Below are 22,809 nucleotides of genomic sequence, written 5' to 3'. Positions count from 1 at the left end.
AAGCGACCCTACGGTCAGTCCTGTGCGAACGCCTCCGGCGGAGGGCACGCGCAGACCAGGTTGCGGTCGCCGTACGCCTGGTCGATCCGCGCCACCGGCGGCCAGTACTTGTCGGGGTCGATGCCGCGCGGGAACACGCCGACCTCGCGGGAGTAGGGACGGTCCCACTCCCCGACGAGCGCACGGGCGGTGTGCGGCGCGTGCCGCAGCGGCGAGTCCTCCGGCGTCCACTCCCCCGCCTCCACGCGGGCGATCTCCTCGCGGATCGCGATCATCGCGTCGCAGAACCGGTCGATCTCGGCGAGGTCCTCGGACTCGGTCGGCTCGACCATCAGGGTGCCGGCCACCGGGAACGACATGGTCGGGGCGTGGAAGCCGTGGTCGACGAGACGCTTCGCCACGTCGTCGACGGTCACGCCACTGGCCTTGGTGATGCCGCGCAGGTCGAGGATGCACTCGTGGGCGACGAGGTCGCCGTGGCCGCGGTAGAGCACCGGGAAGTGGTCGCCGAGGCGGTGGGCGATGTAGTTCGCCGACAGCACGGCGACGGCCGTCGCGCGGGTGAGCCCCTCGGCGCCCATCATCCGGATGTAGGCCCAGGTGATGGGCAGGATGCCGGCCGACCCGTACGGCGCCGCGCTGATCGGGCCGATCCCCTGACGCTTGTCAGCCTCCGGGTGCCAGCCGTGGGACGGGAGGTACGGGGCGAGGTGTGCGCGCACCGCCACGGGGCCGACACCGGGCCCGCCACCGCCGTGGGGGATGCAGAACGTCTTGTGCAGGTTGAGGTGGGAGACGTCTCCGCCGAACTCGCCCGGCTTGGCGTAGCCCAGGAGCGCGTTGAGGTTGGCGCCGTCGACGTAGACCTGCCCGCCATGGTCGTGGACGATCTTGCACAGGTCGGTGATCGTGTCCTCGTAGGCCCCGTGGGTGGACGGGTAGGTCACCATGATCGCGGCGAGCGTCTCGGCGTGCTGGTCGCACTTGGCGCGCAGGTCGTCGAGGTCGACCGAGCCGTCGTCGGAGGCCTTGACCACGACGACCTTCATCCCCGCCATCACGGCCGACGCCGCGTTGGTGCCGTGGGCCGAGGACGGGATCAGGCAGATGTCACGACCGGTGTCACCGTTGGCGCGGTGGTAGCCACGGATCGCCAGGAGCCCGGCGAGCTCGCCCTGGGAGCCCGCGTTGGGCTGCACCGAGACCTTGTCATAGCCCGTGACCTCCGCCAGCCACGCCTCGACGTCGTCGACGAGCTCGCGGTAGCCGGTGGCGTCCTGGGCGGGCGCGAACGGGTGCAGGTCGGCGAACCCGGGCAGGCTGACCGGCTCCATCTCGGTGGTCGCGTTGAGCTTCATCGTGCACGAGCCGAGGGGGATCATGCCGCGATCGAGGGCGTAGTCCCGCGAGGAGAGCCGGTGGAGGTAGCGCAGCATCTGGGTCTCGCTGCGGTGGGAGTTGAAGACCTCGTGGGTGAGGAAGTCCGTGGTGCGGTGCAGCGCCTGGGGCAGTCCGGAGACCACCTCGTCGCTCGGGGCGACGCCGAAGGCCCGCAGGACGGCGGCCACGGTCGAGGGGCTGGTGCGCTCGGACGTGGACAGGCCCACGTGGTCGGCGTCGATGAGCCGCAGGTGCAGGCCGACCTGGCGGGCCGCCGCGACCACCTCCCCGGCGCGGCCGGGCACCACGACGGTGAGGGTGTCGAACCAGGTGTCGTTGACGACGTCCACTCCGCCGGCGCGCAGCGAGGCCGCGATCCGGCTGGCGTGGTCGTGGGTGCGCCGCGCGATCCGGCGCAGGCCGTCGGGCCCGTGGTAGACCGCGTACATCGAGGCGACGACGGCAAGCAGCACCTGCGCCGTGCAGATGTTGGAGGTGGCCTTGTCGCGGCGGATGTGCTGCTCGCGGGTCTGCAGCGCCAGTCGGTACGCCGGGCGGCCCTCGGCGTCCACCGAGACACCGACCAGCCGGCCGGGGAGGTGGCGCTCGAGGCCCGCGGAGACGGACATGAAGCCTGCGTGCGGCCCGCCGTAGAACAGCGGGACGCCGAAGCGCTGCGACGAACCGACGACCACGTCGGCGCCGAAGGTGCCGGGCGCCTCGAGGAGCGCGAGGGACAGGATGTCGGCCGCGACGACGGCCAGGCCGCCGCGCTCGTGGACGGCGTCGATGACCGGGCGCGGGTCGGGCACGGCGCCGGATGCTCCGGGGTACTGCACGAGCACGCCGCACAGCTCGCCCTCGGGCAGGCCGTCGCGGAGGTCGGCGACGACGACCTCGATGCCCATCCCCTCGGCACGCGTACGGATGACGTCGATGGTCTGCGGCAGGGCGTCGGCGTCGACGACGAACGGTCCGGTCGCCGCGCGCTTCGCCCGGCGTACGAGGGTCATCGCCTCGGCCGCCGCGGTGCCCTCGTCGAGGAGCGAGGCGTTGGCGGTCGGCAGGCCGGTGAGGTCGGCGACGACCGTCTGGAAGTTCAGGAGCGCCTCGAGGCGGCCCTGCGAGATCTCCGGCTGGTACGGCGTGTAGGCGGTGTACCAGGAGGGGTCCTCGAGCACGTTGCGGCGGATCACCGGCGGCGTGATCGTGGCGTGGTAGCCCAGGCCGATCATCGCCTCGGCCGGCCGGTTCTGGGAGGCGAGGGTCCGCAGCGCGCGGGCGGCGGCCTCCTCGTCCAGCGGGTCGGGCAGGTCGAGACCGGCGGCCGTACGGATCCCGCCGGGCACCGCGGCCGACATCAGGGACTCGAGGGAGTCGTGGCCGATCGCCGCCAGCATGCGGGCGACCTCGGCGTCGTCCGGTCCGATGTGGCGGGCGACGAACTCGCCCGACACGGCTTCGGCGTGGCGGTCGGTCGTGATGTCGCTGGAGGTGGCGGGGGTCGAGCTGGCGTCCGGCACGGGTGCTCCCTGAGGTCGCGTCGCGTGACCTCCCCCTCTGTCGGTCCGGTGACCTCCAGAGTGCCAGCCCCTGCGGTCCGGGTGCCTGAGAGGTTCCGGGGAGGAATTGCCCCTTCGGCGCACGGCTCCCCGGTCCCGAGACCGAGCGCCGTGACTCTCCCGCACGGGATGTCGGCCCGACCAGTCTAGCCCCCCGCAACCGTCCGGGCCGTACGGGCGCTGCGCGAACCCGCCGAAGGTGGGGAGACACGACGACGCCGCCCGGTGGCCGGGCGGCGTCGTCGGAGGGTCTTGCGTGCTGTCGGGCTCAGCCGGTCTGGCGAGCGGCCCGGCGCGCCGCGAGCTCATCGCCCGCGACCGTCGCGGCCGGCTCCTCGGCAGTGCGCTCGGAGGGCAGCTCGGCGAGCGTGCCCTCGATCTCGCGCCAGACTCCGCCGATCGCGATGCCGAAGACGCCCTGCCCACCCTGGAGCAGGTCGATGACCTCGTCGTTGCTGGTGCACTCGTAGACCGAGGCGCCGTCGCTCATGAGGGTGACGCGGGTCAGGTCGTCGGTGCCGCGCTCGCGCAGGTGGGCGGTGGCGGTGCGGATCTGCTGGAGCGAGATGCCCGCGTCGAGCAGCCGCTTGACCACCTTGAGGATCAGGATGTCGCGGAAGGAGTAGAGGCGCTGGGACCCGGAACCCGCAGCCCCGCGGACGCTCGGCTCGACGAGGCCGGTGCGGGCCCAGTAGTCGAGCTGGCGGTAGGTGATGCCGGCGGCGTTGCAGGCGGTCGGCCCGCGGTAACCGGTGTCGCTCGGCAGCGGGGAGACGTCGTCGTCGAAGAGCAGTCCCTGCTCCTCGGCCAAGTCGGCGGCCTCGGCCGCGGCCTTCACGCCGGCGGCGTCCGCCCCGTGCTCGTTCTCGTTGCCAGTCACTGCGACCCTCCAGGTCAGATCCTCCGCTGAGCGGTAACTCCTGGGGGAAGGGCCCGCGTGACTGTCGGAGGATCCGGCAACCACAACGGTGGAGTTACAACAGAGACAGTTCAAGGTAAGCCCGAGGATCCGGCTTGTCCATCCACGACCCGGCGTGTCGCAACCCTCAACCTCACGTTGAGGGTCAGTCTTGCTGCCGGGACAGGAGTGTCTCTCGTCCCGCGACGCCGACCGACGATCAATGAGCTTCGAAGTCGTCGGGCGAGACGTGGTCGAGGAACTCGCGGAACCGCTCGACCTCGTCCTCCTGCTCGGCGGGGACCGCCAGCCCTGCCTCCTCGAGGACCGACTCGGCGCACACGATCCGGCTCCCCGTACGCAGCGCGAGGGCGATCGAGTCGGACGGGCGCGCGCTGACCTCGGCTCCACCGTCGAAGACGAGCTCGGCGTAGAACACGCCGTCCTGCATGTCGACGATGCGCACCTCGTCGAGCCGCTGGCCGGTCGCCTCGAGCACGTCGCGCATGAGATCGTGCGTCAGCGGGCGCGGCGGGGTCACGCCCTGCTGCGCGAAGGCGATCGCGGTGGCCTCGACGGCCCCGATCCAGATCGGCAGGTAGCGCTCTCCCGTCACCTCTCGCAGCAGCACGATCGGCTGGTTGGAGGGCATCTCGACGCGGACTCCGACGACGTCCATTTCGCGCATGCCTCCACCCTACTCACGTGTGGTGAGACCAGCACCGCCTGTCTCCGAGAGGCCGGCGCCGGACCGATGCGCGTTCCGGCACCGCCTTCCGACAGGGGTCAGAACCCGCGGTCGAGACCGATCTTCACCAGCGTGGCGTGCAGCCGCACGGACAGCGCCGCGATCTCGGACGTGGCGTCGTCGGCCCGACCGCGGGCCGCCGCGTCCCGACCCCGTGCCAGCGGTGCCACGACCTGCTGGACCAGCCCGACCTCACGATCCGCCGCGGTCTTGAAGGCGCGCAGGTGGCGCGGCTCGAAGCCGAAGTCGGCGAGCTCCCGGGCAGTCTGGGCGACGACCAGTGCGTCGCTGTCGAAGTGGCCGGTGCCGGTGCGTGCCGCGACCAGGCCGTACTGCTCGAGCTCGGCGAGCAGCTCCTCGGAGATGTCGGCGACCTTGAGCAGCTCGCGGCGCGAGAGCCGCAGGTCGCTGGTGCGCCGGAAGGACTCAGGGCTCGGCAGGCCGTCGGAGCTGAGCGCCACCTTGGGGACGGTCGGGACGACCGACTCGATCGCGGGCGGCTCGAGCCCACGGTCGATGGCGTCGAGGTGGTCGCCGATGACCTTGAGCGGCAGGTAGTGGTCACGCTGCATCAGCAGGATGTAGCGCAGCCGCTCGACGTCCTCGCCGGAGAACTTCCGGTAGCCCGCGGCCGTGCGCTCGGGCTTGACGAGCCCTTGGTCCTCCAGGAACCGGATCTTGGGGATCGTCACACCGGGGAAGTCCGGGCGCAGCTGGTCGAGGACCTGCCCGATGTTGTAGCGGGCGCCGCGACTCGAGCCCGCGGGTGTCGAGGCACTCACGGACTCAGCGGGCCGGGTGGGAGGAGAAGAACACCAGGCGGTACTTGCCGATCTGGACCTCGTCACCGTCGGTGAGCTCCACCGAGTCGATGCGGTCGCGGTTGACGTAGGTGCCGTTGAGGCTGCCGACGTCACTGACGGTGTAGCCGTTGCCGGAGCGGCGGAACTCCGCATGGCGCCGCGACACGGTCACGTCGTCGAGGAAGATCTCGCTGTCCGGGTGGCGCCCGGCGCCGACGACGTCGGTGTCGAGGAGGAACCGGCTGCCGGCGCTCGGTCCGCGCTGGACCACCAGCAGTGCGTGGCCCGCCGGAAGCGCGTCGACCGCGGCGGCGTCGACGGCGCTCAGCTGGCGGTCCGAGGACTCACGCTGGTCCGGGGCGCCGAAGGTGATCGTCGCGGTGGTCTCGGCCTGGCTCGGCTCGACCGGGCTCGCGCCCGTGTCCTCCCCGGCGAGCAGCTTGGTGCCGCACTGGGCACAGAAGCGTGCATCGTCAGGGTTCTGCCTGCCACAGGCGGTGCAGAACGGCATCTGGAACTCCTCGACGGATCGACGCTCAACCCTCAGGCGAGGGTTGAGGTTGACGGTTGCCACGAACCTATCAGTCCTGCGATGGACGCGGCGACCGATCAGGGGGTGGGGCGGGGGGTGGGGCGGGGCGTGGGGCGGGAGTCAGCCGTCCAGGCCGGCCTGGTAGGCGGACGCGTCCATCAGCCCGTCGACCTGGGCCGCGTCGGCCACGCTCACCTCGAAGAGCCAGCCCGCCTCGTAGGGGTCGCTGTTGACGAGCTCCGGGGTCGAGTCGAGTGCCGCGTTGGTCGCCACGACCTCGCCGGTCACCGGCGCGTAGATGTCGCTGACCGACTTCGTGGACTCCAGCTCGCCACACGTCTCCCCCGCCGTCACCTGGTCGCCGACCTGCGGGAGCGAGACGTACACGATGTCCCCGAGGGCGTCCTGGGCGAAGTCGGTGATCCCGACCCGTACGGAGCCCTCGGCATCCCCGGGGGTGCGGACCCACTCGTGCTCGCTGGTGTACTTCAGGTTCTCCGGATACACGTGGGCTCTCCTCGGGTGGGTCGGACAGGTGCCCGGCAGGCTACTGGCCGGTGCCGAACTCCGCATAGTCAGGTCGGGTGGCCTCGCGGACGCTGGTGATCTCGACGGACTCGAGCTCCTCGACCTCCACGGTCGCCCCGTCGAGGCCCTCGAGGGTCTCGATCGGGCCGGTCGAGAAGCTCAACGCCGTACGCAGGACGTGGGGGTCGCCGATGACGTCGAGGACGTAGGGGGGCTCGAGGAGCTGGTCGTCGAGCTCGATGCCGCCCACGGCGTTCTCGAAGGAGCTGTCGGCGCCGAGCCGGATGCTGTCGTTGAACTCCATCGCCTCGGCACCCGCGGTGCGCAGCTCCTGGACGGTGTCGAGCAACGAGCCGACACTGACCCGGCTCGTCGTCTCGTTGATCGTCACCCGCAGGCCTGGCCCCGAGACGGGCACCAGCCCCGCGATGATGTTGAGGGTGCGCACGCGCTGCTCGGCCTCGTCGAGGGCGGCCGCGCGCGCCTGGCTCTCGTCGCGCAGCTCGTCACGCCGGGCCTCGAGCCGGTCGACCTCGCGTCGGGCCCGCTCGGCGGTGCCGGTCAGGCCGTCGAGCACCTCGATCAGCTCGCTCTCGCGCAGCCCGGCGTAGGTGTCGTTGGCCTTGGTGTCGCGCACCTGCACGACGAACGCGAACCCGAGGACCGCGAGCAGCACGGCGACCACGGCCTGGGCGCGCGAGGGCACGAGACCGGGCCGGGCCCGCCGCGGGCGGTCGGTGTGGCCGGGCGCCTCGGTGACGTCGGCGGGGCGGTCCTCAGGCATGGAACAGGTGCCTCCGGATGGCCGCGACGTTGGAGAAGATCCGGATGCCGAGCACGACGATGACGCCCGTGCTCAGCTGCGACCCGACGCCGAGCTGGTCGCCGAGGTAGACGATCGCCGCGGCGACCACCACGTTGCTGACGAACGAGACGACGAAGACCTTGTCGTCGAAGATGCCGTCGAGGTGCGCTCGCAGGCCGCCGAAGACGGCGTCGAGGGCTGCGACCACCGCGATGGGGAGGTAGTTCTGCAGGCTGAGCGGCACGTCCGGGGCGAACACCAGCCCCGCGATGATGCCCAGGAGCAGGCCAAGTGCGGCGATCACGGCGCGCTCCCCTCCCCGTCCGGTCCCCCGTCGGGATCGGCGTTGAGCTCGATCACATCACGAAGGACGCGCTCGGGCGCAGCCGGCAGGCGGATGTCGTCCACATTCTCCGAGCTGTAGACGAATTCCAGGCCGTTGACCAGCGCGAACCACTCCTGGCCCTGGCTGGACTCCAGCAGTCGCGCCTGCAAGGTGCGGGGGTCGCCGATCGCCGACACGACGTACGGCGCGTTGACGGGCCTGCCGTTGACGTGGACCGCGCGGTTGGTGTTGCGGATGCCGCCGAGCACGTTGATCCGCTGGTCGTTGATCGCGACCGCCTCGGCCCCCGCCTCGAACAGCCCGTCCACCAGGATCGCGAGGTCCTCGTCGCGGATCTCGCTGTTGACGTCGGCGCCGGGGCTGTTGTCGACGGTGATCCGCACGCCGGGCCCGCGGACGACGGAGAAGCCGGACAGGAGCTCGGCGCGCTGCACCCGGGACTCGATGTCGTCGAGCTGGCTCTGGGTGGTGGTGCTGCGGCTGGCCAGGTCCGCGTTGGACCGGGTCAGCTCCCCGACCTGGGACTGGAGGGACCGCAGCTCGTCGCCACGGCTCTCGATCTGCTCGACGAGCGCGGCCCGGCTCAGCTCGTCGACGGGCGCCTGTCGGTCGGTCTGGGCGGCGACGACGGCCGCCATCACCCCCAGCGCTGCGACCGCGAGGACACTGGACCAGTGCGGCCGCGACGGCTGGGACGCCGGTCCGCCGGCGGCCGCCCGCTTCTGCGCCACGTGGGCGTAGTCCTCGTCCATCGAGCGCGCGGTGATCAGCGTCAGCAGCGGGGTCGTCACGTGCGCGGGCAAAGGGCGCTCGGGGGTCTTCGTGCCGCCCGGCCCTCCTGCCCTGCCGCCCGCGGCGAAACCGTCATCCATGGTCGCTCGCCGTCGACGTGTGACGCGGGGTCTCGCGCAGCAGCGTGCGCACCTGCCAGGCGTAGAGGACGCCGGCCCACCAGTAGAGGCCGATCCCCCACCACGCGAAGGCCCAGCCGAAGTTGCGCGCGAGAGTGGCGACGACGCCCTCCCCCTCGCCGAGCAGCAGCAGCGGGAAGGCGTAGAGCAGGTTGAAGGTGGCCGCCTTGCCGAGGAAGTGCACCGGCAGCGCGGAGAAGCCCCGCGTGCGCAGGATCGGCACCAGCCCCCACAGGAAGAGGTCGCGCAGCGGCAGCGCGAGGGCCACCCACCACGGGATGATGTCGCGCATGTAGAGGCCGATGACGACGGCGAGGATGTAGAGCCGGTCGGCCACCGGGTCGAGGATCTCGCCGAGCCGGGAGTACTGGTCGAGGCGTCGCGCGAGCCAGCCGTCGAGGAAATCGGTGAACCCCGCCACCATCAGCACGACGAGGGCGATCGCGTCCGCCTCGGGGCCGAGGACCAGCCAGAGGAAGAGGGGCACACCGGCCAGCCGCACCACACTGATGATGTTGGGCACGGTCCAGACGCGGGAGGCTTCCTCGGACACGATCAGACCCTATCCAGCACTCAGAGCGCGTCGGCGCCGGACACGTCGTGGTGCGCGGCGTCGCGGATCTCGCCGACGAGCTCCTCGAGGACGTCCTCGAGGGTCACGAGGCCGATGACGGTGCCGTCGCGCTCGACGACCCGGGCCATGTGGGCGCCCTTGACCTGCAGGCTCTCGAGCGCGTCGTGGAGCAGGTCGTCGGGATGGACCGAGGCGAACGGGCGGATCCACTTGTCCTCGATGACGCGCGAGCGTCTGTCGTCGTCGGACTCGAGGGCGTCCTTGATGTGCAGGTAGCCCAGCAGCGAGCCGTCGGCCCCGGCCACGGGGAACCGGCTGAAGCCGGTCGCCGCGCAGACCGCCTCGACGTCGGCGACCGTCGAGCCCGGCGCCACCGTGGCGAGCGTGTCTGTCGCCATCACGATGGAGGACACCGACTTCTCCGTGAAGCCGAGCGCGCCGGCGAGCCGGTCGTACTCGTCGGCCTCGATCAGGCCCTCCCCGCGGGACTCCTCGACGAGGGCGGCGACCTCCTCGCGCGTGAAGGTCGAGTGGACCTCGTCCTTGGGCTCGATGCGCAGCAGGCGTAGCACGGCGTTGGCGACCATGTTCATGCCGCCGATCACGGGGCGCAGCACCGTGACGATGACCATCATCGGCGGGCTGAGCAGCAGGGCGACCCGGTCGGCGCCCGCGAGGGCGATGTTCTTGGGGACCATCTCTCCGAGCACGACGTGCAGGTAGACCACGATCGACATCGCGACCACGAACGAGACCGGGTGCAGCAGGTCGTCGGGCATGCGTGCGGCGTGGAAGAGGGGCTCGAGCAGGTGGGCCACGGCCGGCTCGCCGATCGCCCCGAGACCGAGCGAGCAGACCGTGATGCCCAGCTGGGCACCTGCCATGACGAGCGAGACGTTCTCCATGGCGCGCAGCGTCGTACGCGCGGCGCGGGAGCCGTCCTGGGCACGCGGCTCGATCTGGCTGCGGCGGGCGGCGAGCAGCGCGAACTCGGCACCGACGAAGAAGGCGTTGAAGGCGAGCAGCACGACGGCCAGGCCCACCCCGGAGAAGTCACTGTTCATCGTCGTCACCCCCGGTCCCGGTGGACTCGGCGGAGACCACGCGGAGGTCGAGCCGATCGATGCGCAGGCCGTCCATCCGCTGGACGGTCAGCGTCACGAGGCGCTCGCGCACCTCGTGGGGCTCCGAACGGTCGGGCACCGGCAGCTCGACACGGTCGCCCGGCTCGGGGACCTTGCCCAGCTCGCGCATGACCAGGCCCGCGACGGTGTCGTAGTCCTCGTGGTCGGGCAGCTCGACGTCGGTGACGTCCTCGACCTCGTCGGGCCGCAGCAGGCCGGACAGGGTCCAGCTGCCGTCACGACGCTGGCGGATCCGGGAGCCGAGCCGGTCGTGCTCGTCGGAGATGTCTCCGACGATCTCCTCGACCACGTCCTCCAGCGTGACGATGCCCGCGTGGCCGCCGTACTCGTCGAGCACGACCGCCATCTGGAAGCCGTCCTGGCGCAGCAGGGCGAGCAGGGGGTCGAGCCGCAGGCTGTCGGGCACCACGACCGGCCTGACCATCACGTGCTTGATGCGGGTGGTCGAGCGCTCGTGCACGGGCACCGCGACAGCGTGCTTGACGTGGACGGTGCCGACCACGGTGTCGTCGGCGTCGAGCACCGGGAACCGCGAGTGCCCGGTCTGGCGGGCGAGGTCGATGACCGCGGAGACGCGGTCCTGCTCCTCCACGGTGGTGGTGCGCACGCGCGGCGTCATGATCTCGCCGGCGGTGCGACTGCCGAACTCGACCGAGCGCTCGACGAGCTCGGCGGTGTCGGCGTCGAGCGTGCCCTGGTCGGCCGAGCGCTGCACGAGCGAGGAGAGCTCCTGGCTGCTGCGCGCGGACCGCAGCTCCTCCTGCGGTTCGATGCCGAGACGCCGCACGATCGCGTTGGCCGAGCCGTTGAGCACGCGGATCGGGCGACCGGTCATCGCGGTGAAGCCACGCATGAAGCCCTGCGTGGCCCGGGCGGTCGCCAGCGGACGAGCGATGGCGATGTTCTTGGGCACCATCTCGCCGAAGATCATCGTGACGACCGTGCCGATCACCAGGCCCAGCGCCAGCGCGAGCGGCGACACCGCCCCGTCGGGCACCCCGGCGGAGGCCAGGGGGTCGCGGATGAGGTCGGCGATCGCCGGCTCGGCCAGGAAGCCGATCGCCAGGTTGGTGACGGTGATGCCGACCTGGGCGCCGGAGAGCTGGGTCGACAGCGACCGGAGGGCCAGCTGGACTCCACGGGCACCTTCGTCGCCGGACGCGGCGGCGCGCTCGACGCTCGGACGGTCGACGGTGACGAAGGAGAACTCGGCGGCCACGAAGAGGCCGCAGGCGGCCACGAGGGCCAGCGAGGCGAGCAGCAGCAGGAGAGGGGTCACGACGCGCACCCGGTGGTCAGTGCGGTCGTGCGGGGACTTTGACTCTCGTCCATGGCGGGTGCTGCAGGCTCCTTCGTGCGGATCGTGCCGGCTCTCGGCGGGACCACAGGCTAGCGGCTGGAACCGTCGCGGCCACAGTCGACGTGTCGCTTTGGGTGAGGGCCGGGCCCCGCCCTACTGTTGCGCCCGAACAGGGCGGACGATCAGGACCCTCAGGGTCTCGGCGAGGGGCATGATGCGAGCGTGGGCACAGTCGATCTCGGCTGCCCTCCTCGTCGTGCTCGTCGCCACCCTGGCCACGGTCAGCACGACCGGTGACGCCGGCGGCGCCGCAGAGGCGGGCTCCGTACGGATGGTGCAGGGCACCGGCTCGGCGTCAGCGGCGACGACGGCGTCGCAGCCCAACCTGGTCTTCGTCCTCACCGACGACATGCGTGACGACGACCTCGACCACATGCCGATCACGCGACGCCTGCTGGCCGACCAGGGGATGGAGTTCACCGACGCGATCTCGCCGCACCCGCTGTGCTGCCCGGCGCGCGCCCAGCTCGCCACCGGCCAGTACGCGCAGAACAACGGTGTGCAGCACAACCGCGGCGAGCACGGCGGCTTCGCCGCACTCGACCCGGGCGAGGAGGCGAGCGTGTGGTTCCGCGACAGCGGCTACCGCACGGCGTTCGTCGGCAAGTTCCTCAATGGCTACGGCCCCCGCGACGTGCGCCCGGCCGGCTGGTCGCGCTGGGACGCACTGACCCGAGGCACCTACGACTACGTGGACTTCACGATGAGTGGCGACGGGACCCCGCGCCGCTACACCGACAGCTACGTCACCTCGGTGATCGAGGACCGCACCAACCGTGCGCTGAGGGACTTCGCCCGGAGCGGTGACCCGTTCGTCGTGTACGCCTGGCACCTCGCGCCCCACTACCGGATCACCCCCGAGGGCGGCCGAGGGCTGCCGCCGGCCGCGCCGCAGGACGACGACCTGTTCCTCGACGCTCGGCCTGCCGCCTTCGACGACCCCGCCTTCAACGAGGCCGACGTCTCCGACCAGCCGCGCTACCTGCGCAACCTGGCGCCGGCGTCGCGGACCGACGTCGCGGCCGAGAACACCGCCCGGCTGCAGTCCCTGCAGGCGGTGGACCGTGCCGTCGGCTCCCTGGTCGCGACGCTGGCCGAGGAGGGCGTCCTCGATGACACCTACGTCGTGTTCACCTCCGACAACGGCTACTCCCTCGGCGAGCACCGCTTCGTCGGCAAGGACGTGCTGACCGACGAGGCGCTGCAGGTGCCGCTGCTCGTGCGCGGGCCAGGGGTCGTGGAGGGCAGCACCTCCGACGTCCCCGCCACCCTCGTGGACCTGCCCGCGACGTTCGCCGCGCTCACCGGCGTCGCCCCGCAGTGGCAGGTCGACGGCGCCTCCCTCGCACCCACCCTCCGCGGCGAGGCCCAGCCCTTCCGCGACACCACCCTGATCCAGACCGGGCGGACCCTGGGCGACGGGTGGTCGCACCGGGGCGTGCGCACCGAGCGCTACCTCTACGGCACCGACGGGAGCGACGCGTTCCTCTACGACCGGCTCCTGGACCCCCACGAGACGCTCAACGTGGTCGACGACCCGGCCTACGCCGAGGTCAGGGAGGCGCTCGAACGTCGCCGCCTCGCGCTGGTGACGTGCGCCGGGTGGACGTGCAACCAGCAGTTCGGTCCGCTGCCCGGCCCGAGCGGCGGCGTCGCTCGGGTGCCGTCGCCCTGAGCGTCCCCGCCTCCGAGGGATGATGGCCCGGTGACGATCACCCGGGACGACGTGCTGGCCGCCCGCGACCGGATCGCCGGGCACGTGCGCCGCACTCCGCTGCTGGCGCCCTCCGGACGCGACCGGCTGTGGCTCAAGTGCGAGCACCTCCAGCACTGCGGTGTCTTCAAGACGCGCGGGGCGTTCAACCGGCAGCTCGCGGCGCGCGAGCGCGGCGAGCTGGGCGAGGCCGGCATCGTGGTCGCCTCGGGCGGCAACGCCGGGCTCGCGCAGGCGTTCGTGGCCCGCGAGCTCGGCGTGCGTGCCACGGTGTTCGTCCCCGAGACCGCTCCCGCGGTGAAGGTGGAGCGCATCCGGCGCTACGGCGCGGACGTGCGGCGGGTCGGGGCGGAGTTCGCCGAGGCCCAGGAAGCCGCCGTGCTGTTCGCGCAGGAGCAGGGAGCGACGTTCGCCCACGCGTACGACCAGCCGGAGGTCGCCGCGGGGGCCGGCACGCTGGCCGAGGAGCTCCTCGAGGACGAGCCGGACATCGACACGATCGTCGTCGCCGTGGGGGGCGGTGGCCTGTACGCCGGCGTGGCAGCGGCCGCCCGCGGTCGGGCGCGGGTGGTCGCGGTCGAGCCGCGGCTGATCCCCACGCTGCACGCGGCAATGGCCGCCGGACATGCGGTCGACGTGGACGTGTCAGGCGTCGCAGCGGACTCGCTCGGCGCCCGCCGCATCGGCGACCTCGCCCTCGCCGCGGCACGGGCCGAGCCCCCGGTCGCGGTGCTCGTGGACGACGACGACATCGTGGCGGCGCGCAGGCACCTGTGGGCCGAGCACCGGATCGCCTCGGAGCACGGCGCGGCGGCGGCGATGGCCGCCCTGCTGACCGGCGCCTACGTGCCGGCGGCCGGCGAGCGCGTGGCCGTCGTGGTCTGCGGCGCCAACACCGATCCGACAACCCTGGCCTAGCGCGTCCCGTTCCGAGACACACAGCAGCGGCGCGACCCTGGGGCCGCGCCGCTGTGGTGTGCGTCTTTCAGGTCGTCCCACCGCCTCTGGGGGGATCCGTACCCCGGCGGGAGGTCGAGGTACGGGTGGGCGGTGCTGGACCCAGCGGGACGCGGTCGCTCACTTGCTCAGCGCCGTCGCCGCGCCGCCTGTTACGGGGTGGTCCGGAAATTCTGCGATGGTCTGGACCAGCGGTCCTCAGTCGTTCTCCCAGGTGGGTCCCGGCCGGTAGGGGTCCGGCTCGATCGTGACGACCGGGCGACGCTCCGTGCGCCAGACCGTACGGCTCTCCCCGTCCTCGCCGACGACCGTGCGCTTGACGCGGAAGTTCACGTAGGTGGTCGTGTAGGCGTTGCGGGAGTTGCGCTTCTTCTTCCACTGGTAGTCGAAGTTCCGGACGTACTTCCGGGTCAGCTTCTTGCCGCGGATCGTCATCCACAGCTCGTCGTTGCCGGGGCTGAGGCTCGCCCAGTTGGCCGAGCCCGTCACGACCATGTGCGTGTCCGGGTTGCCGTTGTAGCTGCCCTGGATCGCGACGTACTTCTGGTGGCTGTAGTAGGTCAGGATCAGGTCGTCCTTGCCGTCCTTGTTGAGGTCGTAGTCGTCGTCGGGGTTGAAGTCGAGGCCGGTCGATCGCAGCGGGATCCGGCCGCGTGCCGTGGGAGCGCCGACGACCCGCTTGGTGTGGTAGCCGATGAGGCCGTACATCACCCGCACCTTGCACCCCTCGATCCACTTCTGCCGGATCGCGGAGGCGAGGTAGTCGCCCCGGTTGCCGCGCATGGTGTGCATCGACACCGCGAGGCGAGTGCGCTTCTGCCCGCCGGCGCCGTCCGGCGTCAGGCACTGCACCTTGTTGAGCAGGTCCAGCACGAGGTCGTTCTTCGGGCCCGACGGCTTGGGCCACGCCCAGACGGTGTGCTTGTCGACCGAGTCGTCGCACGCGACGCCGTTGGCGGGGGTGCCGCAGAAGAACTGCGGCGGCTGGCGGGTGGAGTGGTCCTTGCGCATGTCGTTGAAGAGCCGTACGAACTGGCGGAACAGCTCGTGGTCGCCGGAGGTGAAGTAGAGGTCGTTCCACTGGTGGATGTCGGCGTTGAGCATCAGGTTGGCCGACCCGACGGCCAGGACGTCCTTGGACCGACCGGCCTGGGAGAACGAGTAGAACTTCGTGTGCATGTTGTTGTACTGGTTCTGCTTGCTCCGGCACCCCGCCGTGCAGCGGTAGATGAAGCTCGAGCGGTAGCGCTTGGCACCGATCTCCTTGCGGACCGCGCGCATCGCCTTCGTGTACTGGTGGTCGTTGAGGATCATCTGCACCTTGACGCCGCGGCGGTGCGCGGCGATCAGGGCCCTGGCGACGGGCATCCGGTCGAAGGAGTAGACCGCGATGCGGATCGTCGACCCCTTGCGCGTGTGCTTGATCGTGTCGATGACCTTGCGCTCGATCCGGAACCAGCCCTTCTTGCGCCGGGGGTCGTTGAAGAACGGGCCCCGGGGCGCCTTCCAGCGCCGGCGGTCCTCGGCCGTGACCTTCGCAGCAATCGGGGTGGAGGCCATCACCCCTCCCGATGCGGCCGGCGCGACGGGCGCCTCCGTCGCGAGGACGCCCAGGGTGAGGCACAGGGCGGTGAGCAGGGTGAGCAGTCTCGACACGGGTTCCTTCCGGTCGCCACCGCGGTGGCGACGTGGTGCTTCCGCCCGCCGTACGGCCCGTCACCGGGCCGCGGCAGGACTCGTCGACCGCTCCGCAGTGCGCAGACCGGTCCGGTCACTTGAACATGACGTCCGCCGGACATGCAAAGTTGTGGGGTCGAGAGAATTGTGTCCAGCCGGCGCACCACCTCATCGGCTACGAGATGCTTCGCACGACCAGGACCAGGGCGCTCACCGCGCACACCAGGAGCAACGTCCCTCGCAACGAGGCCGCAGGAACGCGGCTGCGGAGGAACATCGCCGCGTAGAAGCCCAGCGTCATCGCAGGCAGCATGGCCAGTGCCACGCTGACGTCTCGGAGGACCAGGTGCCCCGATGCCCACAGGCCGATGACGGAGAAGGCCGCTCCGACGACGAAGTAGGCGCCCAGCGTGCCTCGGGTCTGGTCGGGCGGGCGACGCTGCAACAGCAACGCCAGGGGCGGACCACCGATCGAGGTGGCCGTGCCGGTGACGCCGGACACGAAGCCCGCACCGGCGAGCGATGCACGCGTGACCGGTATCTGCACCGTGCGGACGGTCAGGAGCACCGCGACCAACACCGCCAGGCCGACGATGACGCCGATCTGCTCGGGGGTCGCGAGCGCCACGACGACCACGCCGACGACGGTGCCCGGGACGCGGGCCGGCAGCGCCCAGGCCAGCGCCGGCCAGTCCACGTGCCTGACGTCCTTGGTCAACGTGAGCAGTGGCATGACCAGTGCCAGGCACAGCGGTACGCCCGGGAGCAGGGCGGGCTCGATGATCCCGGCGATCGGCGCCACCAGGAGCCCGAGGCCCAGACCGACCACACCTTGCAGCATCGCACCGAGGAAGGTGACCGCTGCGAGCAGGAGGAGGTGCTCCGTCGGCAGGTCGAGGCTCACGGGTGGTCCATCTTCACGCCGAGGCCCTCCCCCATCACACCGAAAATGACGACTCCCGGACCCACATGTCGTAGGTCCGGGAGCTCGTGATGTCCTGCGACATCACATGGTCGGGCTGACAGGATTTGAACCTGCGACCCCTTGACGTTGATCAGGCTGCGAAGCGACCTTTGGTTCTGCTTGCCCCTACCGGCTCTGACCTGCAAGGACTCCACCCTGGGACCTGGCGAGACTTTGTTCGAACGAGTTTCCATTGGCCGGGATCTGACGGGGTTTTCGACTAGTAAACGTCCACCGATTTGCCCGGCCTTGTTGGGACCGTCCCTGCCGCATCCGCCGACTCGGCCTAGCGACGCGAGCTCTGGTAGCGAAGTGCGGGTCAGCCGTCCCGCAAGCCGATCCTGCACTGGCGCGCTCCGCGAGACTCGGCGGCCTCTACGCGCTCATCGCCGTCATCAACGCCGTCGCGCTCGCCGCGGCCGCCCGCAAACGCGAGCTCGCCGTCGCGCGACTCAGCGGACTCACCCGAGGCCAGACCATCCGCACCTCAGCACTCGAGGCCCTCGCCGTCTCAGCCATCGGTGTCATTCTGGGCGCTGCTGCCGCCGCATGCTGCCTGCTTGCAGCACGCCGGGGATTCTTGACACTCCTCGGCGAACCCGTACTCGTCATCCCCTGGGCCACACTCCTGACCCTCACCGCGGTCAGCATCACCGCCGTTGTCGGCACCGCCACGATCGGCACCTGGCTCGCCAACCGCACCAACCCGATCACCCTCGCCGCAGCCCGCGAGTAAGCCGCGACCTGAAAGTCGATGTCGGCTCGTCCAGCACAGAGACCCCGTCGGCCCGCGCACGAGCCGACGACGGGTCCCAGATGCCCATCGTCTGACGGCACAGTCACTTGCCACCCCCCAGGCCCGCTTCGCGTGCCTTCACGATGGCCGCGGACCGGTCGGAGACCTGGAGCTTGTTGAGGACGTTGGATACGTGGTTGCGTACCGTCTTCAGGTTGATCATCAACTCGTGGGCGATGATCGAGTTGCCCTTGCCAGCAGCGACCAGCTCCAACACCTCGCGCTCGCGATCGGTCAGCGAGGGGAAAGCAGCTGCAGTGGATCCGGCGCCGCGGGCGAAGTGGGCGATGACACGTTGGGCGATCTCGCGGCCGAAGATCGCCTCGCCTGCCGCGGCGGCGCGGACCGCGCGCACGATCTCGTCCTGCTCTGCTCCCTTGAGGAGGTAGCCGCGGGCGCCGGCGCGCATCGCCGCGAAGACGGAGTCGTCGTCCTCGAACATCGTGAGGACGACGACCGCCGGGGCGAACGCGCCCCGGTTGATTCTTCGCGTCGCCTCGATGCCGTCCAGCTCGGGCATCCGCAGGTCCATCAGCACGACGTCGGGAGCCAGCTCTTCGGCAAGCTCCACGGCGCGTAGACCGGTTTCAGCCTCACCGACGATGTCGATGTCGTCGACGTCGGCGAGCATCAGCTCGAGGCCGCGCCGGTACGCCGGGTGGTCGTCGACCGCGAGCAGCCGGATCATCGCTCGACCCGGCTCTCCGCGCTCGCCGGAGGCTCCTCAACAGGCAGGACCGCACGCACGAGGAGGCCTCCTTCTCGCCGGTCGGAGATGTCGCAGGTGCCACCTAGCTCGGCGGCACGCTCGCGCATCGACGTCCACCCCACCCCGCTCGTAGTCGCCAGCGCTTGACCGCGCCCGTTGTCCGCGATGGTGAGTTCTAGGCAACCGTTCAAAGACACGTCGACCCGGCAGCGGCTCGCGCCAGCATGGCGGACGGCGTTTGTCATCGCCTCAGATGCTATTCGGAAGGCAGCGACCTCGACCGCCGCGGGCAGCGCGGGCAGCGGCTCCGGCCCGGACACCTCAATCGTCAGCCCCCCGGACAATGCCCCAGCGCGATGCCGGATCGCCGCAAGCAAGCCGACCTCGTCGATCGCCGGCGGCCTTAGGTCGTCGACGAGCCGGCGCACCTCCGCGATAGCGTCCTTGACCTCCTCGCGTGCCTCGGCAAGCAGTGCGGCGCGCGCGTCGACATCGGCGCGTGACTGCGCGGCGTTGAGCTTGAGCACGACGGCTGCCAGCGCCGGGCCGACCCCGTCGTGAAGGTCTCGGCGGAGCCGGCGGCGCTCCTCCTCGCGGCCGGCCACGATCCGCGAACGCGACTCGCGAAGAGCCTGGCCCTGTCTCTCCGATCGGACGAGGACCGCCGCATACCGGGCAAGGTCGCGGAGGAGAGCCAGATCCGCGGATGACAGCTCCCGACCGTGCGGCACTGCCACCGCGAGATATCCGAAACTCTCGCCGCGATGCACCAGCGGCGTCCGGACGACACGATCGTCCGCGTCGCCGGGCCGGGTGTCCACCCACGCGCGATCGGCACGGAGAGCTTCGGCGATCGCATCAGTGACCGCGTCGGTGACCGGAGTGCCGAACGTGTCAGATGCTGCAGCGTCGGCCCGGTCGGCGAGCAGGCGGAGGGCTTGGTGCGGCTGGGACCTGTAGCCGTAGACCCACCGCTCGACCCGCCAGCCGAGCCAAGCGTAGGCCGGGTGCACCGCGACTGCGACCACGGCGACCGTGAGTAGGCCACCCAAGGTGTCGTTTCCGCCGACGCGGGCGACAGCGAGGAGCAGCAGTGCGTACAACGCCACCACACCGACAACCAGGACGCCATAGGTGAGCGTGCGGCTGAGGACGAGCTGGATGTCGAAGAGGCGATAGCGCAAGATCGCGATCGTGATGGTGGCAGGCAGCGCAGTGCTGACACCGGTGAAAACGGCAGCGGTAATCCAGGGAATGTCACTCAGCAGGAAGTGATTCGCCCACAGGAGGAGCAGCCCCAGCGGGACGGCCAGCGCACCCCAGACCAGCCACAGGAGTTGCAGCCTGGTCTCGCCCGCCGATGCCTTGAGCCGGCTGCGCACGGCGACAGCGGAGCCGAAGAACAGAAGTACGACGAGCAGCAGCCCGACCGTCCCGAGAACTGCCGACACCGCCGGCGATAGCCACGCCACCGGTGGGGCGAGCCCGTCGTGCTCCTGCCGGAACGTACTCCGGTCACCGGCCGCACCCACGAGAAGCAGCGCTGCGCCCGCCAGCCCAACACGGACCCAGAGCAGCCACCGACTTGACAGCGGACGCCCATCGGGCAAGACGTAGGCGATCAGGACCAACCATAGGAACAGGAAGACCCAACCGCCGGCGAGCAGCTGGTCGGCAACCAAGGCCGCCGTGGTCGTGCTCGTGAACTCGGAGCCACCCAACAGCAGGCCCACCGACAGCCCGTGCGCCACCAGCAGGCAGCCGATCCGACGCTGACCACGCCGCACGAGCAGCAGACCAAGCGTGATCGGGACCACCGTCGCGAACACAACGGCCGTGAAGAACATGTCCACAGTCTGACGGCGCGGCAGCCTCCCGTCTGCAGTCCCGGGAACACCTCCCGGCCCACCCGGGACGGCAACCTCGTGCGCCCGGGCGACTCGACCGGAATGGTCGCGGTGTCGGCGATCCCCGCCGGCATCATGCGGAAGGGAGTGGCGAAATGCCTCGCAGCAAGTTCGAACGATTCCTGCCCTGGACGGGAGCGATCGCGGGCGCGGCCTGGATCGGGCAGATGTTCCTGTTCCAGACCGGCGACCAGGACTCACCCGGGACGATGACCACCGCGGCGATCCGCGATCACCTGGCCCTGAACTACGCAGCCATCGGCTGCCTGGTAGTCATGGCGATCGCGCTGGTCTTCTTCGGGACCGCGCTCCGCAGCCATCTCCGTGCGGGCGAAGCTCGCGAATCGACATACTCCAGCATCGTCTACGGCGGCCTGTTGCTCGTCGCTGCCGGCCTCTCACAGATGGTGATGTGGAACTGGGGTCTGATCAACGGAGCCGCGGACGCCAAAGACGACCAGGCCCTGGGAATCCTCAGCTTCGTGGGCTTCTTCGGGTTCGCCGGCATGGGCATTGGCATCGCCACCACCCTCCTCGGCGCCGGACTGGCCGGTCTGGCCAACGCCGTACTGCCGCGGTGGTTCGCGATCCTCACCCTCGTGCTGGGCGTACTCAGCGCCCTAGGCACCGCAGGCATCCCACCCGGTGGCCTGGTGAACTACCTGCTCCTCCCGCTCTGGCTCATCGCCGCCGCGATCATCCTCGCCCGACGGCAGGGCGAGGCCGATCTGTCGTTGAGCGTGAAGGGCTCCGTCGTATCGTGACAGGACCCGCAAGCGCTCGAGTTGGTAGCCAGTCACAAGGCAGGCGCGATCCGCCCCCGCCCGTTGATGGATGGTCGGTGTCACCGCAAGAAGAACCCTCCACGGCTACGCCGCAGGAAGCGGAGCTCTTGAGGCTTGGTGGTTCCGCAAGACCCGTCCGGTACGTCTTCCCGGGACAGGGAAGGCTCCCGGAACAGAGTCCCCACTACTCCCCCACCCCACATTGCTCGAGGCGAACCGGGGACACGATTTGAACCGAAACCCTCTGGGAGAGATCGAGCGCCACTGAATGACTCGGATGATCGCGGATCTCCTCGGGTTTACGCGGGGAGAGCTCGCGGTTCACTACGGATTGTAGCGCCCTGTCATGGACGTGATCGGTCTGTAAGTGTCTAGTTTGTGGCAGTCGGTCCGAATGGCACGGGGGTCCGGGCGTCTGCTGGCCCCCGAGCTCGGGGCCGGCTGCGCCTGACGCTAGGCCTCCATCGGCTGGGAATCGAGGACCTCGGAGAGGTCTCCCTCTCCCTCGCGGGACGAGCGACCGACAGACGTGGAGGCCGTGACACCAGCAGCTCCAACCTGAAGTGAGCCAGATCACGATGAAGATGGAATGAATTGCCGCGGTCGAGCCTTAAGTTAGTTGAACTCTCAACCACATCCTTCACCTGGAGCAAACCGTGTCCTTCTTCCGTCGCAAGCCCACCACCGCCCCCGCCGACGCGACCCCGGTCGCCGTCGCCGAGGCCACCCCCGGGTCGGTGCTCACCGGTGACTACACCATCGACGCCAGCCACAGCCGCCTCGGCTTCTCCGCACGCCACGCGATGGTGACCACCGTCCGCGGCCAGTTCGGCGACTTCGACGGCGCCGCGCACGTCGACGCCGAGAACCCGGCAGCCTCGAGCGTGGCCCTGACGATCCGCGCCGCCAGCATCGCCACCGGCACCGCCGACCGCGACGGCCACCTCACCTCGGGCGACTTCTTCGACGTCGAGAACCACCCCGAGCTCACCTTCACCTCGACCTCGGTCGAGCGCGACGGCACCGAGTGGACCATCACCGGCGACCTCACCATCAAGGGCGTCACCAAGTCCGTCACGATCCCCTTCGAGGAGACCGGCACCGCCGTCGACCCGTTCGGCAACACCCGCGTCGGCTTCGAGGGCGCGACCACGATCAACCGCAAGGACTGGGACCTGACCTGGAATGCCGCGCTCGAGACCGGCGGCGTCCTCGTCTCCGAGAAGATCAAGCTCGAGTTCGACATCTCCGCGATCAAGAACGCCTGACGTACGGCGTCGACACCGACAAGGCCCCGGGCTCCCGTCAGGGACCCGGGGCCTCGGCATCCCTACCAGGGCAGCCCGCGCACACGATCGGTCGAGCGCGATGCGATCAAAGGTCAGTTGGCGTGTGTCAGTACTCGCGGACGCCCTCGAGGCAGTCCGGACATGCCTTCACCAGGATGGTCGAGAACGGCACCTCCCAGAACTTGACCCACGAGCTCGCGTTGCGGCCGCACACGGTCGTCCCGGTGCCCATGGCCTTGGCATGGATCCGCCCGGTCGTACCCGTCAGCCGGCCCTCGCCGTCGACGAACGCTCGGCGCTCGGGCGTCGTCGCGAAGAAGTCGGTCAGCGTGCTCGGGGACGGCGCGAGATCGGCGGATCCCAGGACCGGGAACTCACGACCGCGCCGTCGAACGCTGGGAGCTGCCTCTCTCATGACG

Annotated in this window: 22 protein-coding genes and 1 riboswitch; of the genes, 5 read left to right on the top strand and 17 right to left on the bottom strand. The window is 70.4% G+C overall.

Annotation, left to right across the window (positions count from 1 at the left end; translation table 11 throughout):
- Positions 1 to 14 precede the first annotated feature (14 nt).
- The 12 genes from gcvP to IE200_RS13290 form a co-directional block, all read right to left on the bottom strand.
- On the bottom strand, positions 15 to 2,780 hold the full coding sequence (gcvP, locus tag IE200_RS13345; protein WP_229856528.1) for an aminomethyl-transferring glycine dehydrogenase: 2,766 nt from the start codon (positions 2,778 to 2,780) through the stop codon (positions 15 to 17).
- Between the two features lie 186 nt (positions 2,781 to 2,966).
- A riboswitch (glycine riboswitch) is annotated at positions 2,967 to 3,075 on the bottom strand.
- 135 nt (positions 3,076 to 3,210) lie between these two features.
- The gene (locus IE200_RS13340) at positions 3,211 to 3,780 is read right to left on the bottom strand and encodes a MerR family transcriptional regulator (RefSeq protein ID WP_456237859.1); all 570 of its coding nucleotides are present in this window, start codon (positions 3,778 to 3,780) and stop codon (positions 3,211 to 3,213) included.
- Between the two features lie 280 nt (positions 3,781 to 4,060).
- Complete coding sequence (locus IE200_RS13335) at positions 4,061 to 4,528, bottom strand: bifunctional nuclease family protein (RefSeq protein WP_191279971.1); 468 nt, start codon at positions 4,526 to 4,528, stop codon at positions 4,061 to 4,063.
- A gap of 98 nt (positions 4,529 to 4,626) precedes the next feature.
- Positions 4,627 to 5,370, bottom strand: a complete 744-nt coding sequence (gene ftsR / locus IE200_RS13330) for a transcriptional regulator FtsR (protein WP_191279970.1) — start codon at positions 5,368 to 5,370, stop codon at positions 4,627 to 4,629.
- 4 nt (positions 5,371 to 5,374) lie between these two features.
- Positions 5,375 to 5,902, bottom strand: coding sequence for an FHA domain-containing protein (locus IE200_RS13325; RefSeq protein WP_191279969.1), 528 nt, complete (start codon positions 5,900 to 5,902; stop codon positions 5,375 to 5,377).
- Between the two features lie 141 nt (positions 5,903 to 6,043).
- On the bottom strand, positions 6,044 to 6,430 hold the full coding sequence (gcvH, locus tag IE200_RS13320; protein WP_229856512.1) for a glycine cleavage system protein GcvH: 387 nt from the start codon (positions 6,428 to 6,430) through the stop codon (positions 6,044 to 6,046).
- Between the two features lie 40 nt (positions 6,431 to 6,470).
- On the bottom strand, positions 6,471 to 7,235 hold the full coding sequence (locus IE200_RS13315) for a DUF881 domain-containing protein (RefSeq protein WP_191279967.1): 765 nt from the start codon (positions 7,233 to 7,235) through the stop codon (positions 6,471 to 6,473).
- A complete protein-coding gene (locus tag IE200_RS13310; RefSeq protein ID WP_191279966.1) occupies positions 7,228 to 7,560 on the bottom strand; it encodes a small basic family protein in 333 nt (110 codons plus the stop codon). Before IE200_RS13310 ends, IE200_RS13315 begins: the two co-directional genes overlap by 8 nt.
- Complete coding sequence (locus tag IE200_RS13305; protein WP_191279965.1) at positions 7,557 to 8,393, bottom strand: DUF881 domain-containing protein; 837 nt, start codon at positions 8,391 to 8,393, stop codon at positions 7,557 to 7,559. The genes IE200_RS13310 and IE200_RS13305 overlap by 4 nt, the downstream gene beginning before the upstream one ends.
- 73 nt (positions 8,394 to 8,466) lie before the next feature.
- On the bottom strand, positions 8,467 to 9,066 hold the full coding sequence (locus IE200_RS13300) for a CDP-alcohol phosphatidyltransferase family protein (protein WP_407941003.1): 600 nt from the start codon (positions 9,064 to 9,066) through the stop codon (positions 8,467 to 8,469).
- Between the two features lie 20 nt (positions 9,067 to 9,086).
- Positions 9,087 to 10,151 carry a hemolysin family protein gene (locus tag IE200_RS13295; RefSeq protein ID WP_191279964.1) on the bottom strand — a complete coding sequence of 355 codons (1,065 nt, stop codon included), beginning with the start codon at positions 10,149 to 10,151 and terminating at the stop codon, positions 9,087 to 9,089.
- Positions 10,141 to 11,511, bottom strand: a complete 1,371-nt coding sequence (locus tag IE200_RS13290) for a hemolysin family protein (protein ID WP_191279963.1) — start codon at positions 11,509 to 11,511, stop codon at positions 10,141 to 10,143. Before IE200_RS13290 ends, IE200_RS13295 begins: the two co-directional genes overlap by 11 nt.
- A gap of 235 nt (positions 11,512 to 11,746) precedes the next feature.
- Between IE200_RS13290 and IE200_RS13285 the strand changes: the two genes are divergently transcribed.
- Together IE200_RS13285 and IE200_RS13280 are read left to right on the top strand one after the other, a co-directional pair.
- Positions 11,747 to 13,267: a sulfatase family protein gene (locus IE200_RS13285; RefSeq protein WP_191279962.1), complete on the top strand. Its 1,521-nt coding sequence runs from the start codon at positions 11,747 to 11,749 to the stop codon at positions 13,265 to 13,267.
- A 30-nt stretch (positions 13,268 to 13,297) separates the two neighbouring features.
- A complete protein-coding gene (locus tag IE200_RS13280; protein WP_191279961.1) occupies positions 13,298 to 14,224 on the top strand; it encodes a threonine/serine dehydratase in 927 nt (308 codons plus the stop codon).
- A 237-nt stretch (positions 14,225 to 14,461) separates the two neighbouring features.
- Here the strand turns inward: IE200_RS13280 and IE200_RS13275 are convergent, their stop codons facing one another.
- Entirely contained in the window at positions 14,462 to 15,919 is a 1,458-nt protein-coding gene (locus IE200_RS13275; protein WP_191279960.1) for a phospholipase D-like domain-containing protein, read from the bottom strand.
- A 196-nt stretch (positions 15,920 to 16,115) separates the two neighbouring features.
- Positions 16,116 to 16,844 carry a sulfite exporter TauE/SafE family protein gene (locus IE200_RS13270; RefSeq protein WP_229856511.1) on the bottom strand — a complete coding sequence of 243 codons (729 nt, stop codon included), beginning with the start codon at positions 16,842 to 16,844 and terminating at the stop codon, positions 16,116 to 16,118.
- 331 nt (positions 16,845 to 17,175) lie between these two features.
- On the opposite strand from IE200_RS13270, the gene IE200_RS21110 reads away from it, so the two are divergent.
- On the top strand, positions 17,176 to 17,640 hold the full coding sequence (locus IE200_RS21110; protein WP_191280012.1) for an FtsX-like permease family protein: 465 nt from the start codon (positions 17,176 to 17,178) through the stop codon (positions 17,638 to 17,640).
- 103 nt (positions 17,641 to 17,743) lie between these two features.
- Here the strand turns inward: IE200_RS21110 and IE200_RS13260 are convergent, their stop codons facing one another.
- Entirely contained in the window at positions 17,744 to 18,388 is a 645-nt protein-coding gene (locus IE200_RS13260) for a response regulator (RefSeq protein ID WP_191279959.1), read from the bottom strand.
- Positions 18,385 to 20,256 carry a sensor histidine kinase gene (locus IE200_RS13255; protein WP_191279958.1) on the bottom strand — a complete coding sequence of 624 codons (1,872 nt, stop codon included), beginning with the start codon at positions 20,254 to 20,256 and terminating at the stop codon, positions 18,385 to 18,387. Before IE200_RS13255 ends, IE200_RS13260 begins: the two co-directional genes overlap by 4 nt.
- Positions 20,257 to 20,411: 155 nt before the next feature.
- Here IE200_RS13255 and IE200_RS13250 point away from each other — a divergent pair, with 155 nt between their 5' ends.
- Both IE200_RS13250 and IE200_RS13245 read left to right on the top strand, forming a co-directional pair.
- Positions 20,412 to 21,080 (top strand): hypothetical protein, encoded by a 669-nt coding sequence (locus IE200_RS13250; RefSeq protein ID WP_191279957.1) that lies wholly within the window; start codon positions 20,412 to 20,414, stop codon positions 21,078 to 21,080.
- A 677-nt stretch (positions 21,081 to 21,757) separates the two neighbouring features.
- On the top strand, positions 21,758 to 22,369 hold the full coding sequence (locus IE200_RS13245; protein WP_191279956.1) for a YceI family protein: 612 nt from the start codon (positions 21,758 to 21,760) through the stop codon (positions 22,367 to 22,369).
- A 127-nt stretch (positions 22,370 to 22,496) separates the two neighbouring features.
- Here IE200_RS13245 and IE200_RS13240 read toward each other — a convergent pair whose 3' ends face one another.
- Positions 22,497 to 22,805 (bottom strand): hypothetical protein, encoded by a 309-nt coding sequence (locus IE200_RS13240; protein WP_191279955.1) that lies wholly within the window; start codon positions 22,803 to 22,805, stop codon positions 22,497 to 22,499.
- Between the last annotated feature and the right edge of the window lie 4 nt (positions 22,806 to 22,809).

The sequence above is a fragment of the Nocardioides flavus (ex Wang et al. 2016) genome (genome assembly GCF_014653115.1).
In the GTDB taxonomy this organism is placed as follows: domain Bacteria; phylum Actinomycetota; class Actinomycetes; order Propionibacteriales; family Nocardioidaceae; genus Nocardioides; species Nocardioides flavus.
Note: the sequence above shows the minus strand (reverse complement) of the source record. Positions and strands in the feature narration are given on the sequence as shown.